At 66.8% G+C, this 16,433-nt stretch carries 19 protein-coding genes and 1 riboswitch; of the genes, 13 read left to right on the plus strand and 6 right to left on the minus strand.

What is annotated here, in order from left to right; translation table 11 throughout:
- Position 1: 1 nt before the first annotated feature.
- On the minus strand, positions 2-700 hold the full coding sequence (gene thiE, locus CBI38_RS07255; protein WP_109334916.1) for a thiamine phosphate synthase: 699 nt from the start codon (positions 698-700) through the stop codon (positions 2-4).
- A 134-nt stretch (positions 701-834) separates the two neighbouring features.
- Here thiE and thiO point away from each other — a divergent pair, with 134 nt between their 5' ends.
- The 7 genes from thiO (at position 835) to CBI38_RS07290 (ending at position 7,260) form a co-directional block, all read left to right on the plus strand.
- The gene (gene thiO, locus CBI38_RS07260) at positions 835-1,917 is read left to right on the plus strand and encodes a glycine oxidase ThiO (RefSeq protein ID WP_109327633.1); all 1,083 of its coding nucleotides are present in this window, start codon (positions 835-837) and stop codon (positions 1,915-1,917) included.
- Positions 1,918-1,919: 2 nt separating this feature from the next.
- On the plus strand, positions 1,920-2,144 hold the full coding sequence (gene thiS / locus CBI38_RS07265; protein ID WP_109327634.1) for a sulfur carrier protein ThiS: 225 nt from the start codon (positions 1,920-1,922) through the stop codon (positions 2,142-2,144).
- Positions 2,137-2,904, plus strand: a complete 768-nt coding sequence (thiG, locus tag CBI38_RS07270; RefSeq protein WP_109327637.1) for a thiazole synthase — start codon at positions 2,137-2,139, stop codon at positions 2,902-2,904. The genes thiS and thiG overlap by 8 nt, the downstream gene beginning before the upstream one ends.
- 113 nt (positions 2,905-3,017) lie before the next feature.
- Positions 3,018-3,959, plus strand: coding sequence for an ABC transporter ATP-binding protein (locus tag CBI38_RS07275; protein ID WP_109327639.1), 942 nt, complete (start codon positions 3,018-3,020; stop codon positions 3,957-3,959).
- Positions 3,959-4,753, plus strand: coding sequence for an ABC transporter permease (locus CBI38_RS07280; RefSeq protein WP_109327640.1), 795 nt, complete (start codon positions 3,959-3,961; stop codon positions 4,751-4,753). Before CBI38_RS07275 ends, CBI38_RS07280 begins: the two co-directional genes overlap by 1 nt.
- A gap of 145 nt (positions 4,754-4,898) precedes the next feature.
- Complete coding sequence (locus CBI38_RS07285) at positions 4,899-6,353, plus strand: M20/M25/M40 family metallo-hydrolase (protein ID WP_204164883.1); 1,455 nt, start codon at positions 4,899-4,901, stop codon at positions 6,351-6,353.
- Positions 6,354-6,405: 52 nt separating this feature from the next.
- Positions 6,406-7,260, plus strand: coding sequence for an adenylate/guanylate cyclase domain-containing protein (locus tag CBI38_RS07290; RefSeq protein ID WP_109327642.1), 855 nt, complete (start codon positions 6,406-6,408; stop codon positions 7,258-7,260).
- A gap of 32 nt (positions 7,261-7,292) precedes the next feature.
- Here CBI38_RS07290 and thiD read toward each other — a convergent pair whose 3' ends face one another.
- Positions 7,293-8,138, minus strand: a complete 846-nt coding sequence (gene thiD, locus CBI38_RS07295; RefSeq protein ID WP_109327644.1) for a bifunctional hydroxymethylpyrimidine kinase/phosphomethylpyrimidine kinase — start codon at positions 8,136-8,138, stop codon at positions 7,293-7,295.
- 10 nt (positions 8,139-8,148) lie between these two features.
- Positions 8,149-9,795, minus strand: coding sequence for a phosphomethylpyrimidine synthase ThiC (thiC, locus tag CBI38_RS07300; RefSeq protein ID WP_109334918.1), 1,647 nt, complete (start codon positions 9,793-9,795; stop codon positions 8,149-8,151).
- Positions 9,787-9,894, minus strand: a riboswitch (TPP riboswitch). Its footprint overlaps the gene before it by 9 nt.
- A gap of 132 nt (positions 9,895-10,026) precedes the next feature.
- Here thiC and CBI38_RS07305 point away from each other — a divergent pair.
- Complete coding sequence (locus tag CBI38_RS07305) at positions 10,027-10,401, plus strand: GNAT family N-acetyltransferase (RefSeq protein ID WP_109327646.1); 375 nt, start codon at positions 10,027-10,029, stop codon at positions 10,399-10,401.
- Between the two features lie 87 nt (positions 10,402-10,488).
- On the plus strand, positions 10,489-10,866 hold the full coding sequence (locus tag CBI38_RS07310) for a GNAT family N-acetyltransferase (RefSeq protein ID WP_109327648.1): 378 nt from the start codon (positions 10,489-10,491) through the stop codon (positions 10,864-10,866).
- 33 nt (positions 10,867-10,899) lie between these two features.
- Here CBI38_RS07310 and CBI38_RS07315 read toward each other — a convergent pair whose 3' ends face one another.
- From CBI38_RS07315 to CBI38_RS07325, 3 genes are read right to left on the minus strand one after another with little or no spacing between them, the layout of a single operon-like run.
- Positions 10,900-11,703 carry an exodeoxyribonuclease III gene (locus CBI38_RS07315; RefSeq protein ID WP_109327650.1) on the minus strand — a complete coding sequence of 268 codons (804 nt, stop codon included), beginning with the start codon at positions 11,701-11,703 and terminating at the stop codon, positions 10,900-10,902.
- A 9-nt stretch (positions 11,704-11,712) separates the two neighbouring features.
- A complete protein-coding gene (locus tag CBI38_RS07320) occupies positions 11,713-12,687 on the minus strand; it encodes an N-acetylglutamate synthase, CG3035 family (protein ID WP_109327652.1) in 975 nt (324 codons plus the stop codon).
- On the minus strand, positions 12,677-13,267 hold the full coding sequence (locus CBI38_RS07325) for a peptide deformylase (RefSeq protein ID WP_109327654.1): 591 nt from the start codon (positions 13,265-13,267) through the stop codon (positions 12,677-12,679). The genes CBI38_RS07320 and CBI38_RS07325 overlap by 11 nt, the downstream gene beginning before the upstream one ends.
- Positions 13,268-13,446: 179 nt before the next feature.
- On the opposite strand from CBI38_RS07325, the gene CBI38_RS07330 reads away from it, so the two are divergent.
- The 4 genes from CBI38_RS07330 to CBI38_RS07345 all read left to right on the plus strand — a co-directional run bounded on the left by CBI38_RS07330 (position 13,447) and on the right by CBI38_RS07345 (position 16,384).
- Complete coding sequence (locus CBI38_RS07330) at positions 13,447-13,785, plus strand: DUF3263 domain-containing protein (protein WP_109327656.1); 339 nt, start codon at positions 13,447-13,449, stop codon at positions 13,783-13,785.
- Between the two features lie 76 nt (positions 13,786-13,861).
- Entirely contained in the window at positions 13,862-14,377 is a 516-nt protein-coding gene (locus tag CBI38_RS07335) for a LytR C-terminal domain-containing protein (protein WP_418328329.1), read from the plus strand.
- A 96-nt stretch (positions 14,378-14,473) separates the two neighbouring features.
- Entirely contained in the window at positions 14,474-15,184 is a 711-nt protein-coding gene (sodC, locus tag CBI38_RS07340; protein ID WP_109327659.1) for a superoxide dismutase[Cu-Zn], read from the plus strand.
- A gap of 75 nt (positions 15,185-15,259) precedes the next feature.
- Positions 15,260-16,384: a glutamate--cysteine ligase gene (locus tag CBI38_RS07345; RefSeq protein WP_109327661.1), complete on the plus strand. Its 1,125-nt coding sequence runs from the start codon at positions 15,260-15,262 to the stop codon at positions 16,382-16,384.
- The last annotated feature ends 49 nt before the right edge of the window (positions 16,385-16,433 follow it).

The raw sequence follows: 16,433 nt of genomic DNA on the forward strand, positions 1-16,433 counted from the left end.
CTCAGCTGTTGACGCGGAGCATTCCGGCAAGTGAGCGCGCCGCCGCCTGAGGGTCCCGGGCCTCCGTGATCGCCCGCACCACGACGATGCGGGTGGCTCCCGCAGCCAGAATTTCCGGTACCCGCGACTCGTCGATGCCACCGATCGCAAACCAGGGTCGGGTGGGCTGTGCATCGGCGGTGGACCGCACCAGTTCAATACCCGCCGCCGTGCGTCCCGGCTTGGTGGGGGTGGCCCACACGGGCCCGGTGCAGAAGTAGTCGACGTCGTCCTCGATCGCCGCGAGACTGGCCTGCGCCCGGCTGTGGGTGGACCGGCCGATCAGGACATCCGGCCCTACGACGTTCCGGGCGTACGGCACCGGAAGGTCGCCCTGGCCGAGGTGAAGGACATCGGCTCCGGCTGCGAGCGCCATGTCCGCGCGGTCGTTGACGGCGAGCAGGGCGCCGTGCCTCCGTGCGACGGCGGCGAGCACGGACAGTGCCGCAAGTTCGTCGCGTGCGTCCATCGGACCCAGCTCGCGCTCGCCGGCCGAGCCCTTGTCGCGGAGCTGGATGATGTCGACACCACCGGACAGCGCGGCTTCCGCGAACTGTGCCAGGTCACCTTTCTCGCGTCGAGCGTCGGTACACAGGTACAAACGCGCAGCTCCGAGGCGACGCCGACGTTCTGCATGGCTGGTGTGATGCGAGGTGGTCACGGCATGACGGTAGCCTCTACGGTGAAAGTGCAACACGGGAGTCCCGGGATCGTGGGGCTGAGAGGGGCTCACGCCGAGCCCGACCGTCATACCTGACCCGGATCATGCCGGCGCAGGAAGTGAGGTGGTGTTCGATGTCAACGGTTCTGAGACCACGGTCGGTGTCCGTTGTCGGCGGCGGTGTGATCGGGCTTTCGATTGCGTGGCGCGCCGCCCACGCCGGATGGTCGGTCCGCCTGTACGACCCGGCGATCGGCTCGGGTGCTTCGTGGGTGGCGGGGGGAATGCTGGCACCGCTGTCCGAGGGCTGGCCCGGCGAGGAGAGTGTCCTCGAGCTGGGCAGTGCGTCACTGGACCGGTGGCCCGACTTCGGCAAGGAGCTCGAGGCCGCCGCCGGTGTCGAGCTGTTCACGTCGGCCAGTTCACTCACCGTCGCGCTCGACGCCGCCGATGCCGAAGATCTGCGCACCATCGCCGAATGGGTCGGTGCGCAGGGACGCGATCTGCAGATCCTGAGCCGAAGCGAGGTACGCGAACTCGAGCCGATGCTCGGGCGTGGGGTTCGGCTCGGACTGCTCGCGGTCGCGGAACTCGCCGTCGACAACCGGTTGCTGCTGGCGGCACTGCGAACGTGCGCAGTCGACACCGGAGTGGAGTTGATCGAGGAGAGTGTGTCCGACCTCGGCCTGCTCGACACCGACCAGATCGTCCTCACCGCAGGCGTGGCGTCTCCGTCGCTGTGGCCGGGGCTTCCGGTTCGCCCGGTGAAGGGGGAGATCCTGCGACTGCGAGCCCGTCCCGGGGTGACGCCGGCGCCGGGGCGGACCATTCGCGGCAGTGTGCACGGCCGGCCCGCGTACATCGTGCCGCGGGCCGACGGAATCGTCGTGGGCGCCACCCAGCACGAATCCGGCCACGACACCCAGGTCACCGTCGCCGGGGTGCGCGACCTCATCGCCGACGCCGAAGCCCTGATGCCTGCGATCGGCGAGTACGAACTGCGCGAGGCCTCGGCCGGTCTGCGGCCGATGACTCCCGACAATCTGCCCCTGATCGGGCGAGTGTCGGATCGGGTCGTGGTGGCGACGGGACACGGTCGCAACGGCGTCCTGCTCACCCCCGTCACCGCCGACGCGACGGTGGCACTGTTGGAGGGATCGGCTCTCGCCGAGGCGAAGGCTGCCGACCCCGGACGTTTCGAGAAAGTAGCGAGGTAGAGATGAGTGAGCAGCAAGTGGTGGTGCCCGTCGGCATCACCGTCAACGGCGAGGACCACGAGTTCGCGGTAGCGCCCACCGTCGCCCACCTGCTGGAGACGCTGAACCTGCCCACGAAAGGCATTGCGGTAGCGGTCAATGGTGCCGTGTTCCCGAAGGCCCGCTGGGACGAAGTCGTGGACCGCGGCTGGGACATCGAAATCCTCACGGCGGTGCAGGGTGGCTGACGTGACACCGGTGGCGCAGAAGGGCCTGACGATCGCCGGCCGCACCTTCGACTCGCGGTTGATCATGGGCACCGGCGGCGCCGCCAACCTCACCGTGCTGGAAGAGGCGCTGGTGGCATCCGGCACCGAGTTGACGACCGTCGCGATGCGCCGGGTCGACGCGGCCGGCGGCACCGGCGTGCTCGACCTGCTGCGGCGGCTCGACATCGCGCCGCTCCCGAACACCGCGGGTTGCCGGGGCGCGGCCGAGGCGGTGCTCACCGCGCAGCTCGCCCGAGAGGCGCTGGAAACCGACTGGGTGAAGCTCGAGGTGATCGCCGACGAACGCACCCTGATGCCCGACGCGATCGAGCTCGTCAGTGCGGCAGAGCAATTGGTCGACGACGGCTTCGTCGTCCTGCCGTACACCACGGATGACCCGGTGCTGGCCCGCCGGCTCGAGGACATCGGGTGTGTTGCCGTGATGCCCTTGGGGTCACCGATCGGAACCGGATTGGGCATCGCCAACCCGCACAACATCGAAATGATCGTCGACGGGGCTGGGGTGCCGGTGATCCTCGACGCCGGCATCGGAACCGCGAGCGACGCCACCCTGGCGATGGAGTTGGGCTGTGACGCCGTCCTCCTCGCCACCGCCGTCACCCGGGCCAAGGACCCGGCGCTGATGGCGTCGGCGATGCGTGGCGCTGTCGTGGCGGGATACGAGGCACGTCACGCGGGCCGGATACCCAAACGATTCTGGGCGCAGGCGTCGTCGTAGTTCTCGGGGTCGCGTCGGGGTCTCGCTCAGGGTCCGACCGGTACCAGGGGACGAGTCAGGTGTAGACCTGCGGCCGATGCGCGCCGGCCGCAGGTTCGGGCATCCTCGTCACCATGATTGAAGTGAGGGGACTGACAAAGACCTTCGGTGCGACGAAGGCGGTGGACAACCTGACGTTCACCGTCCAGCCGGGTATGGTCACCGGCTTCCTCGGGCCGAACGGTGCAGGCAAATCGACGACGATGCGGATGATCCTCGGGCTGGACCGTCCCACCGCGGGCACGGCGCTGATCGACGGCAAACCGTACCGTGAGCTGGTGCAGCCGCTCCGGACCGTGGGCGCACTCCTGGACGCCAAGTGGGTGCATCCCAACCGCTCCGCCCGCGCCCACCTGCAGTGGATGGCGGCCTCGAACTCGCTGCCGAAGAGCCGGGTGGACGAGGTGCTGCACCTCGTGGGCCTCACGGAGGTGGCAGGCAAGAAGGCCGGTGGGTTCTCGCTCGGCATGTCCCAGCGACTCGGCCTGGCCGCCACCCTTCTCGGTGACCCGAAGGTGCTGCTGTTCGACGAGCCGGTGAACGGTCTCGACCCCGAGGGCATCGTGTGGATCCGCAAATTCATGCAGCGCCTCGCGGCCGAGGGACGCACCGTGCTGGTGTCGAGCCACCTGCTCTCCGAGATGGCACTCACCGCAGAGCATCTGGTGGTCATCGGCCGTGGGCGCCTGATCGCAGACACGACGGTGTCGGAATTCGTGAGCAAGTCCTCGGAATCGACGGTGCGGGTGCGCAGTCCGCAACTGGATGCGCTGCGGAGCGCGCTGACGTCGAATGGGCTCACGGTCCGCGAGGACGGATCCGACGGGCAGCAGGCGCTCGTCGTGGTCGATTCGTCCACCGACGTGATCGGCGCGATCGCCGGATCGCAGGGAATCACCCTCCACGAGTTGGCCTCTCAGCGCGGTTCGCTCGAGGACGCCTTCATGAAACTGACAGGAGACGACGTGCAGTACCACGCAGAAAGCGTCGACGACGTGATGAAGGGTGCACTGTAATGGCTGTTCTCAATGCGGAACGCATCAAGATCACCTCCACCCGGTCGCCGTGGTGGTGCACCGTCATCATCGTCGTGCTGGGTCTCGGCCTGGCCGCGGTCATCGGGTTGAGCGCGAAGGCCAGCATCAACTCTTTCAACGACCAGTTGGCGGACGGGAAGGAACCCGATTTCGAACCCTTCCTGCCGCAGATGGCCGATGCCGTCGGCGGCGTCTCCGGATTCGGTGTCCTGGTCCTGATGATCCTCGCGACCCTGGCCGTGACCAGTGAATACCGCTTCGGGGTCATTCGCACCACGTTCCAGGCAATTCCGAACCGCGCTTCCGTCCTCGTCGCCAAGGCCGGCCTGATCGGCGCGTTCGGTGCCGTGCTGACGTTCGTCCTCACCTTCGGGGCGTACGCCATCGCGAAGGCGACCGCGGGCAACGAGGCAGGTGCTGCCCTCACACTCTCCGGTGGGGATGCGTGGCGGTCGATCTACGGAGTGCCGATCTACGCGTTCCTCTGTGTCGTGCTCGCCGTCGGGATCGGTGCGTTGCTGCGCCAGTCGGCGGGAGCGATCGCGCTGCTGCTGCTCTGGCCGCTACTGATCGAAAGCCTGTTCAACCTGTTCGGATCATTCGGTGAGAAAATCATGCCGTTCCTGCCGTTCCTCAATGCCAATCACTTCCTCGGGGCACCGCAGGGCGTGGACTTCCACTGGGGACCGTGGGGCAGTCTCGTGTACTTCGCGGTGTTCGTCCTGGTGATCTTCGGGGCCAGCCTGGTGGTGGTGAACAAGCGCGACGCGTGAAACCGATAGAGTACTTTCGCCCTGCCCCTCCGCCAGGTGAACGTCGGGAGACCTGGCTGGGATCGTAGGCAGGGCGGGGAGCCTGTGGGCCGGTGCGACATCCATTCGCACCGGCCCACAGGTGGTTCTGCGTTAGGCTCCCGACATGCGACTACGGGGACTTTTCACCGTCGGAGTGACCGGTGCGCTGGTGCTGGCCGGATGCTCGTCCACGAGCGAACCGGAGTCGCCACCGGTCGACGCGAGCGCACTCGCCGGATCGGTCACCGAGAACGCTGTTGTGGCGCATCTCGAGGAACTGCAAACCATCGCCGACGACAACGACGGCAACCGGGCCGCAGGCACCCCCGGATACGAAGCCAGCGTCGACTACGTGGCACAAGTTCTGACAGACAACGGCTTCGACGTCCAGACCCCGGAATTCGAGTTCCACAATTTCGATGTCGCCGCCGAAAAACTGATGTCGCGAGATCGTGACGTCGAGGTGCGAGCTCTGTCCTACAGCCCGTCCACCGGACCCGAGGGACTGACGGCGCGATTGGTGCCGGCTCGCCAGGACGAGACCCCGGGGTGTGAGGCAACGGATTACGACGGTCTCGACGTCAACGGAGCGATCGTGCTGGTCGACCGGGGTATCTGCCCGTTCTCGGCCAAACAGCAGATAGCGGCCGAGCGCGGCGCTTCGGCCGTGATCGTGGTCAACAACGAGGACGGGCCGATGAGCGGCGGCACTCTCGGCGATCCGTCGGTTGGCAAAATTCCCACCGGTGGGGTGAGCAGGGCCGACGGCGACGCGCTCCGGCAGGGCGACGGAGACGTCACGCTGACGCTCGACACCAGCACCGAGACCAGCACGTCCCGTAACGTCATCGCCCAGACCACGACGGGCTCCACCGACGATGTCGTCATGGTCGGCGCTCATCTCGACAGCGTTCCCGAGGGTCCCGGCATCAACGACAACGGCACAGGCGTGGCCGCGATCCTCGAAACGGCGGTCCAGCTCGGCGGTTCCCCGGACGCCGACAACGCGGTGCGGTTCGCCTTCTGGGGCGCCGAGGAACTGGGTCTTCTCGGCTCCGAGGCCTACGTCACGGGCCTGAGCGAGGATGAACGCAACGACATTGCGCTCTACCTGAACTTCGACATGCTCGGCTCGGAGAACGCCGGCTACCTGACCTACGACGGCGACAACTCCGACAACGTCGGCGAAGGGCCCGGCCCCGAAGGTTCGGCGGGAATCGAGCGCACCTTCGTCGAGTACCTCGGTAAGAACGGCATTGCCGCGAACGGCACCGATTTCGACGGCCGCTCCGACTACGGTCCGTTCATCGAGCAGAAGATTCCGTCGGGCGGGGTGTTCAGTGGTGCCGACGACAAGAAGACCGCCGAGGAGGCCCAGAAATGGGGTGGCACACCCGACGCCGTGTTCGACAAGCATTACCACAGCCCGACCGACACCCTCGCGAACATCGACCGGGCAGCTCTTGCGAAGAACGCGTCCGCGGTGGCCTACGCCGTCGGGGTCTACGCGGAGTCACTGGCCGGTCCCAACGGTGTCCCCACCGGTGCCGATCGCGAGAAGGCTCGGGCAGCGCAGTGATGTCCGATTCGTCACGGGCTTCTGCCTGTGACGCTGGGTTACCCTTGCGCTCGTGAGCGAAGACCCGGCCGACGACAGCGCTGCCGAACTCGACGCTGCGTCCGAGCAGAGTAGACAGGACAAGGTTCTGGGCTGGGTGGGGGCACTGAACCGTCGGCCCCAGCTGATCGATGGACTGCGCAGGGTCCGCCGCGCGTTGCCGGGAGATCCGGCATTCGGCGACCCGCTGTCCACTGCAGGCCCCGGCACCGCACGCGCCGTGGCACGCGTGGCCGACCGCTTCCTCGACCATGAGCCGGGAGCGTCCCGGGAGATGAGCCTCGGCGCCCTGCAGGTGTGGCAGGCGCTGCTCGAGCGCACCGGCCGCGGCCGGGGAACCCGGGAAGTGACCATCGTGTTCACCGACCTCGTCGGCTTCTCGAGCTGGTCCCTCCCCGCCGGCGATACCGCCACCCTCGCGCTGCTACGAGACGTCGCCAAAGCAATCGAGACACCCATGGTCGACCGCGGCGGGCACGTCGTGAAGCGGATGGGCGACGGCGTGATGGCCGTCTTCCCCAGCCCCGATCGCGCCGTCGACGCCGTCTTCGCCGCGCAGGACGCGCTCCGGGATGTCGAGGTCGACGGCTACCGTCCGCGGATGCGGGTCGGAATCCACACGGGGGTTCCCCGGCAGATCGGCAGCGATTGGCTCGGCGTCGACGTCACCATCGCGGCCCGCATGATGGAACTCGGCGGGGACGGCAACGTCATGGCGTCGTCCGCCACCCTCTCAGCGCTCCAGCCGGGAACACTGGAGGAACTCGGTATCAGCGTCAAACCGTGGCGCCGCGCCTTCTTCGCCCCCGCCCCCAGCGGGGTGCCGTCCGACCTCGGCATCTGGCGGCTGCGGCTCCGCCGCCCGTGAGTACTTCTTAACCGCCGCAGGTTAATAAGTACTCACGGGTGACGAAGTCGCCAGAGCGGGGAGACGGGGCCATGACCGGCTCCCAGGTCGTACGACGACTCGAGGCACTTGGTGACCCATTCCTTGCCGAACGCGACGGCGTCGGGCACAGACCACCCGTGGGCGAGGGCGCTGGCGATGGCCGCCGCGAGGGTGTCGCCGCCTCCGTGGTCGTTGCCGGTGTCGATCCGGGGGCTGCTGAACTCCCGGAAGGTGTCCCCGTCGAAGAGCAGGTCGGTACTGATCTCCGACGTACGCAGGTGCCCACCCTTGACGATCGACCACTGGGCCCCGAGCGCGTGCAGAGCCTCGGCTGCGCGGCGCGCGGTGGCGTCGTCCACCACCTCGATCCCCGTGATGAGCCGGACCTCGTCGAGGTTCGGTGTCACCACCGTCGCGATCGGGATCAACGTATTCCGTACGGCATCGAGCGCTTCGGCGTGGAGCAGCGGATCGCCGTGCATCGACGCGCAGACCGGGTCGACGACGAGCGGGACCGGATGCTCGCGCCCGATCCCCACTTCTGTGCAGACACCCGCGACCGCCTCGATGATGGCGGTGGACGCCAGCATGCCCGTTTTCGCCGCTCCCACGCCGATGTCGCCGACGACGGAGCGCACCTGCGCCGCCACCGTCTCGGGTGGAATTTCGTGGAACCCGCTCACACCGACGGAGTTCTGCACGGTCACGGCGGCCACCGCGACGCATGCGTGGACACCGCACAGAGCCATCGTCCGTGAGTCGGCCTGAATTCCGGCGCCACCGCCGGAATCGGTGCCGGCGATGGTGAGGACTCGGACGGGGGTCTGGCCGTCGGGGGCCAGGGGCAGCAGCTTCACGGAGGGGACCTTACCGATTCTCTGAGGTGACGGATTCGACGGGCAGATATACGCGGCCACCTGCGCCGACGAACTCGTCCGACTTCTCGGCCATGCCCGCCTCGATGGCCTCCACCGAATCGAGGCCGTTCTTCTCGGCGTACTCCCGGACATCGGCGGAGATCCGCATCGAGCAGAACTTCGGGCCACACATCGAGCAGAAGTGGGCCGTCTTCGCGGGCTCCGCAGGCAGGGTCTCGTCGTGGAACTCACGGGCGGTGTCCGGGTCGAGGGACAACGCGAACTGGTCGTGCCAGCGGAATTCGAAGCGCGCCTTGGACAAGGCATCGTCTCGTTCCTGCGCCCGAGGGTGCTGCTTGGCGAGGTCGGCGGCGTGCGCGGCGATCTTGTACGTGATCACGCCGGTTTTGACGTCGTCGCGGTTCGGCAGCCCGAGGTGCTCCTTGGGCGTCACGTAGCAGAGCATGGCGGTGCCCGCCTGCGCGATCATCGCCGCACCGATGGCAGACGTGATGTGGTCGTAGGCTGGGGCGATATCGGTGGCCAATGGGCCCAGGGTATAGAACGGCGCCTCTTCGCACAGTTCCTCCTCCAGGCGTACGTTCTCGACGATCTTGTGCATCGGCACGTGTCCGGGGCCTTCGATCATCACCTGCACGCCATGGGATTTCGCGATCTTCGTGAGCTCACCCAGGGTGCGAAGCTCCGCGAACTGCGCCTCGTCGTTGGCATCCGCGATCGACCCCGGCCGGAGCCCGTCGCCGAGCGAAAACGTGACGTCGTAGCGGTGCAGGATCTCGCACAACTCCTCGAAGTGCGTGTACAGGAACGACTCCCGGTGATGTGCCAGGCACCAGGCCGCCATGATGGAGCCGCCGCGCGAGACGATGCCGGTGACGCGACGCGCGGTCAGCGGAATGTATCGGAGCAGCACTCCGGCATGGACCGTCATGTAGTCGACGCCCTGCTCGCATTGTTCGAGCACGGTGTCCCGGTAGATCTCCCAGGTGAGGGCGGTCGGATCGCCGTTCACCTTCTCGAGTGCCTGATAGATCGGCACGGTACCCACCGGGACCGGTGAGTTACGCAGGATCCACTCGCGTGTCTCGTGAATGTTCTTGCCGGTCGAGAGGTCCATGATGGTGTCGGCGCCCCAACGGGTGGCCCACACCATCTTCTCCACTTCTTCGGCGATCGAGGACGTGACCGCGCTGTTGCCGATGTTCGCATTGATCTTCACCGCAAACGCCTTGCCGATGATCATCGGCTCGAGTTCTGCATGCTTGCGGTTGGCCGGGATCACGGCCCGTCCCGCAGCGACCTCGGCGAGCACGGTGTCCGGTGAGACACCCTCGCGCGCAGCGCAGTAACGCATTTCCGGGGTGAGGACGCCCGCCCGGGCGGCGTCCAGTTGGGTCTGCCCGCGATCCCCGGACCACTGCTCGCGGATGCGGGGCAGCCCGGCGGAAACGTCGATCTGGGCGTTGGAATCGGTGTACGGGCCGGACGTGTCGTACAGGTCGAGATGCTCACCGTTGGTCAGGTGGACGCGCCGGACCGGTACGCGAATGTCGTCGCTCCACTGCACGTATTCCTTGGTGCTGCCCGCGATAGGCCCCGTCGTGACGGACGTGGCCGTAGATACAGTTCTGCTCATCGAGATGCTCCCTACGCCGGCATTACCCGGACAGGTTCGACGGTCGACGGCCCTAGCCGTCCTCTCAGCCCGCTGGTGCGAGCCCCCGTGGATGTGTAGTTGTCGCACAGACTGTAACCGACATGTCTGTGAGAAATCATTCCGGGGAACCTTGGACAGCGGCCCGGAGAGTCGGTATAAATGGTGACGTACATCACGTTTTGATCACGGAGCAAACACCAGGAGGTCGCAATGCTGACGGACTCGCAGGTTGTGGACGTGATCGACAATGCCGGTCAGAACCGCTTCGAGCTGCGACTGAGTGGGGACCTGGTCGGAATCCTCGGATACTACGACCTCTCGGGGCCGCCGACCGGCGCCGGCGCCGGGGTCGGGGTGACGGCCGGTCGGCGCCCGCCCGGCGTCCCGGCTCCGATCGTCTCGTTCATGCACACGGTGATCGTCGAGGACTTCGGGCATCGCGGACTCGCGTCGATGATGGTGGGGCGCTCCCTCGACCTGGCCAGGGAATACGGCTGGAAGGTGCGACCGGTGTGTACCTACGTCCAGCGCTTCCTGTCGGCCCATCCGGAGTACCGCGATCTTGTGGTACCGATCGAACGCTGACCGCTGCGCGAAAAACCCGGCAACGAATCGATCCCGGTTACGGCGTTTGTGCTCCCCCCGTCTGCGACTTACTGGTTCCATGGTGGCATGGATCACATTTCGAAGTCTTCCCCGGCGGGCAGTGCCTCGGCGTCGGGCAATGTCTCGGCCGCCGATGTTCGCGTACTCGACGATCCGGCTCACGAACGCTTCGACTTGTGGCTCGGTGACGAACTCGTCGGGATTCTCGGCTATCGCGACGAGGACGACATTCCCGGCTTCACGGCGAAACCGGGTGAGGTGGTGGCGTTCATGCACACGGTGGTGAAAGAGGAATTCGGCGGACGAGGATTGGCCGAAACACTAGTCCGCGCAGCCTTCGACGAGGCACGCGCTCGCGGGTGGAAAGTACGCCCGATCTGCACCTACGTCCAGCGCTATCTCTCGCGGCACCCGGAGTCCCTCGACATCCTCGTCGAGGACTGAATGTCTCTACGCCTCCGCGTTCGTGCAGTTGCGTCAGTCTCCGAGGTCGACGATGACCGGCGCGTGATCGCTCGCGCCCTTTCCCTTACGTTCGTTGCGGTCGATCTCCGCCTTGTCGACCCGGCCGGCGAAAGCGGGCGAGCCGAGGATGAAGTCGATCCGCATTCCCTGTTTCTTCGGGAATCGCAGCTGCGTGTAGTCCCAGTAGGTGTACACGCCCGGACCCGGTGTGTGCGGCCGCACAACATCGGTGAAACCTGACTCGAGAAACGACTGGAAGGCCTCCCGCTCGGGTGCGGATGTGTGCGTCTTGCCTTCGAAGAGGGCAGGATCCCACACGTCGTCGTCGGTGGGCGCGATGTTCCAGTCGCCGACCAAGGCGATCTGCTCCTCGGGATTCTTCTCCAGCCACCGGACCGCATCCGCACGCAGCTTCGACAGCCACTCGAGCTTGTAGGTGTAGTGCGGATCCGCCAGCTCGCGTCCGTTCGGAACGTACAGGCTCCACACGCGGACACCGTTGCACGTGGCACCGATCGCGCGGGCTTCCTCGACGGGGGCAACCTCTGGATCCTTGTGGAACCCGGGCTGATCGTCGAAACCGATCCGAACGTCCGTCAGCCCCACGCGGGACGCGATGGCCACCCCGTTCCACTGACTGATACCGACGTGCGCCACCTCGTAACCGAACTCGCGGAAACGCTCGTACGGAAACTGCTCGTCCTTGCACTTGGTCTCCTGCATGGCCAACACGTCGGTGTCGGTCCGCTGAAGCCAGTCGAGGATCCGGTCGGTACGGGCACGAACAGAATTCACGTTCCAGGTAGCGATGCGCACGCCGCCAGCCTAGTGCCCGCCGCCGACAGGTTCCGTCGCGTACCGGTAGCGATGGTGCGCAACGAAGCCGAGGCCGCGATACATCGCCTGAGCACCCTCGTTCTCCGCGGCCACCTGCAGGCAGGCATGGGTCGCTCCCTGCTCGCGACCCCACGCGATCATCTCGCCGCAGATCAGGCTGCCGATACCGCGCCTGCGGTGGGCCTGCGCCACCTCGACCGCGGTGAGTCCCACCCACAGGCGGCCGTCCGGGGCCGAGGTCACCGAACCGCGTGCGACTGCGAGGAGGGTGGAGTCGGCGGCGCCGATCCGGCCGAAGCCGAGCGTGCCGCCGCGGACGGCGTCGAGCACGTCGACCGCGAAGTCGGGGAGCGCGGACCCGCGGTACCGGTAGAGCGCGAGCCAGTCAGAATCGGGACGATCGGTGATCGTGGTCGTGCGAGGGCCCCGGGGAAGAGTGAGATTCGCGATATCGGCGCCCATTACGACGACCTCGTCGCTGAGATTCCATCCTGGTGGAACCGCGCCCAGCCGATCGGGAAGCAGAAGCCGCAACGGACGCTCGCGCTCGGCGTACCAGTCGCGCAGCCGATCGAGCGTGCTGCCGGGGGAGCTGTCTGCCAGGTCGCCGACCGTGCCCGGGTCACCGAGGGGGGCCGCCGAGTTCGCGCGCCCGGTGAATCCGTGACCGTACCGGGCCAGCCACCCGTCGATCCAGGCGTGTTCGACTCCCGGCCAACCGTCGGCGGAAGCGAGTTCGAGCGCCCGGATCTCGCTGGTGCGGACCGGCCGCGCGGGGACGGCCTTGAGGGCGATCACCCGGTCCGGTTCCACCTCGACGACCGTACCGTCCGCCGCACGCACGGTGACGAACGGCGCGACGCCCTCCAGAATCCCGACGACGTCGGTCATCGGGTGGCTGCGGCCGGGAGGCAATGCGTAACGCAGCACCACCCGGCTACCGACAGGGATGTCAGTCGTCATGCCCGAAGGGGTCTTCGACCGTTCCCGGCACCCAGCTCAGGCCCGGGACGCCCCAGCCGGCGCGTTTGATCGTCTTCTTCGCGGCCCGCGCGTTGCGGCCGATGAGCATGTCGACGTACAGAAAGCCGTCGAGGTGCCCCACCTCGTGCTGCAGCATCCGGGCGAAGAATCCGCGCCCCTCGATGTCGACGGGATTGCCGTCGGCGTCCGTGCCGGTGACTCTGGCCCAGTCGGCGCGGCCGGTGGGGAACTGCTCGCCCGGCACGGAGAGGCAGCCTTCGACGTCGTCGTCCGGGTCGGGCATGGTCTCGGGAACCTCGGACGTTTCGAGCACCGGATTGACGACGCAGCCGCGACGGCGGAAGGCTTTGCCGCTGTCGTCGACGTCGGGGCAGTCGTAGACGAACACGCGCAGCGACTCGCCGACCTGGTTGGCGGCGAGCCCGACACCGTTGGCGGCGTCCATCGTGTCGTACATGTCCGCGATGAGTTCGGCGAGCTCTGCGGGTGACTGGGACACCGGCTCGGTCGGCTTGTGCAGTACCGGGTCGCCCACGATCCGGATGGGGAGGATGGCCATGGTTGTCAAGGATAGTGCGGCGCGCCCGCGTCGCCGGCACTGCCTGCGGCCTTCCTCATGGTTGAATAGTCGCTGAAGTACAGCTGTGTAATTCGTTGCTCGGTCGGCCCACGCGATCGAGGAGCCGGGGGAACGTGGTTTCGCTGAATTCGAGCGAGAGCTAGTAGTCGAGGAGTGACATGGACGGCGCAACAGCGCGTAGTCGGAACCAGTCCGAGCGCACCGACAACGACAACTCCGCAGGGGTCGACGAGGTCGGGACCGACGGACTGAGCCGTCGGGAACACGACATTCTGTCCTTCGAGCGCCAGTGGTGGAAGTATGCCGGGGCCAAGGAAGAGGCAATCAAGGAGCTCTTCGACATGTCGGCCACCCGGTACTACCAGGTGCTCAACGCCCTGGTCGACCGCCAGGAGGCACTCGCGGCAGATCCGATGCTCGTAAAGCGGCTGCGGCGTCTGCGCGCCAGCAGGCAGAAGGCTCGCGCCGCTCGTCGCCTCGGGTTCGACGTCACCTAGTAGCCCGGTCGCTAAGGTCGACACCGTGAGCAATCAGAATCCGCAATCGTCCGGCCCGCCGTTACGTGCCCTCGCCATGGTGCTGATTTCTCTCGCGATCCTCTTCGCAGGTCTCGGGTTCGCCTCACTCGGCGATTCGGACTCGGAGAACACTGCGGCCACCGTCACGATCGCCTCCGCGGCCCCGCCGGCTTCGGCCGCGGCGCGCACGACGACTGCGACCGCGTCGGCGTCGGCGTCGGGTGCCACCTCGACGTCCGCGTCGGCGAGCACCACGTCCGGCGCCTCGGGTACATCCGCGTCCGCCGACGCGTCGTCGGTGCCCGTGCGGGTGTTCAACAACAGCAACGTCACCGGACTCGCCGGACAGACGGCCACCGAGCTCACCGAGGCCGGCTGGACGGTGGCCGAAACGGGAAACTACAGCGACGGCACGATCTCCGAAACCACCGTCTACTACGGCAATTCGCCTGCCGAGAAGGAAGCGGCGACGCAGATCGCCGCCGAACTGGGGGCTACGGCCAAACCCCGATTCGCCGGTATCGCGAACTCTTCCGCAGGCGTCATCGTCATCGTCACCGCCGCCGGGTAGCGCGAGCGCCGGGGCAGGCTGGACCGGAAGGCCGGTCCAGGGGCGTCGTGGTTATGATCAGTTGCACTTCTTCGCCACCTCAAAGGAGCGGTTTTGATGGCCTCGAGTACTACCCGTCGGATGTCCTGGCGCATTGTCACCCCCGTGGTGGCCATCGCTGCGTTGGGGCTGACCGCCTGCAGTAACAACGAGGAGCCGTCCGACGTCTCGGGCACCACGCCCCCCGTGTGGACCGGAGCCGCCGATCCCAGTGCCGCAGACGTTCCCGGCGACGCAGGCCACGGTTCGGCCGGCGGGCACAGCGCGAGCGGAAGCGAAACCCTCACTGCGACGTTCAAGAATGCCGAAGGTAACGACGTCGGGACCGCTACCTTCACGCAGTCCGGCGAGCACGTCGAGGTCACCGTGTCGGTCAAGGACCAGACTCCCGGGTTCCACGGCTTCCACGTGCATTCGGTAGGCAAATGTGAGACGAACTCCGTCGCCCCCACCGGTGGTGCACCCGGCAACTTCCTCTCCGCGGGTGGGCACTTCCAGGTCGAGGGGCACTCCGGCCATCCGGCCAGCGGCGACCTCACCTCGCTGCAGATCCTCGAAGACGGTACCGGTGAATTGGTTACCACCACTGACGCGTTCACGGTGGAGGAGTTGAAGAACAGCGATGCCGGGACCGCGGTCATGATCCACTCCGGCGCCGACAACTTCGCGAACATCCCCACCCGGTACGCACCCGCTCCCGATCAGGAAACCCTGAGCACCGGGGACGCAGGCTCACGTGTGGCCTGCGGTGTCCTGGGCGAAAGCTGAGATGTCCGACATCCCGGTTGACGCCGGGATGTCGGTGTACTGCCGCGCTGTGCGGCCTGTGGTTGGATCGGAATCGTGGTAGTTCCCTTTCCCGGTTCGCCGCGGCCGACACTGGGTGTCGAGTGGGAGATCGCGCTGGTCGACAGGGTCACGCGGGATCTCTCCAACACGGCCGCCGAGGTATTCGATGCGGTGGCGAATCTGGCGGGCCCCGAGGATCCGCGCATCACCAAGGAGTTGCTGCGCAACACCGTCGAACTGGTGACCGGCATCCACTCCACCGTCGGCGAGGCGATGAGCGATCTCGATGAGTCGCTCGATCTGCTGCGGCGGGCTGCCAACCCGCTGGGTGTCGACTTGATCTGCGCCGGCACCCACCCGTTCGCGCAGTGGTCCACCCAGTTGGTCACCCGCACACCCGACTACGACGAGCTGATCGAACGCACGCAGTGGTGGGGGCGGCAGATGCTGATCTGGGGTGTGCACGTTCACGTCGGTGTGTCGTCACCGCAGAAGGTGTTCCCGATTCTCAATGCTCTGCTGCAGCGGTATCCGCATCTACTGGCGTTGTCGGCGTCGTCACCGATGTGGGCGGGCGTCAACACCGGGTACGCCAGTAACCGTGCGCTGATGTTTCAGCAGCTGCCCACGGCCGGGTTGCCCTACCAGTTCGCGAATTGGGCGCAGTACGAAGACTTCATCAGTGATCAGATGAAAACCGGGGTGATCACCAAGATCGGCGGCATGCACTGGGACATCCGCCCGGCTCCGCGCTGGGGCACCATCGAGGTGCGGGTTTTCGACGGCATTTCGACCCGGGCCGAACTCGGGGCGCTCGTGGCACTCGTGCATTGCCTGATCGTCGATCTGGACCGGCGTTTCGAGGCCGGCGAGAACCTGCCGAACCTGCAGCCCTGGCATGTCAAGGAAAACAAGTGGCGGGCGGCGAGGTACGGGCTCGACGCCGAGATCATCCTCGATTCGGACAGCAACGAGAGGCTCGTCACCGACGACCTGAACGATCTGCTCGAGAAGCTCGCACCCACCGCTGCGCGTCTCGGGTGTGCGAACGAGCTGGCGGCTGTGGCCGATATTCCGCGCCGCGGGGCCTCCTATCAGCGCCAACGCCAAGTCGCGGAGGCCACCGGGGGCGATCTGGTGGCGGTGGTCGATGCTCTCGTGAAGGAACTGGGCACCTGACACCGCGGTACCAGATCGGACGCTTGTCCACCTGCCGTTCATGTGTTGT

The sequence above is a fragment of the Rhodococcus oxybenzonivorans genome (genome assembly GCF_003130705.1).
GTDB classification, from domain to species: Bacteria; Actinomycetota; Actinomycetes; order Mycobacteriales; family Mycobacteriaceae; genus Rhodococcus_F; species Rhodococcus_F oxybenzonivorans.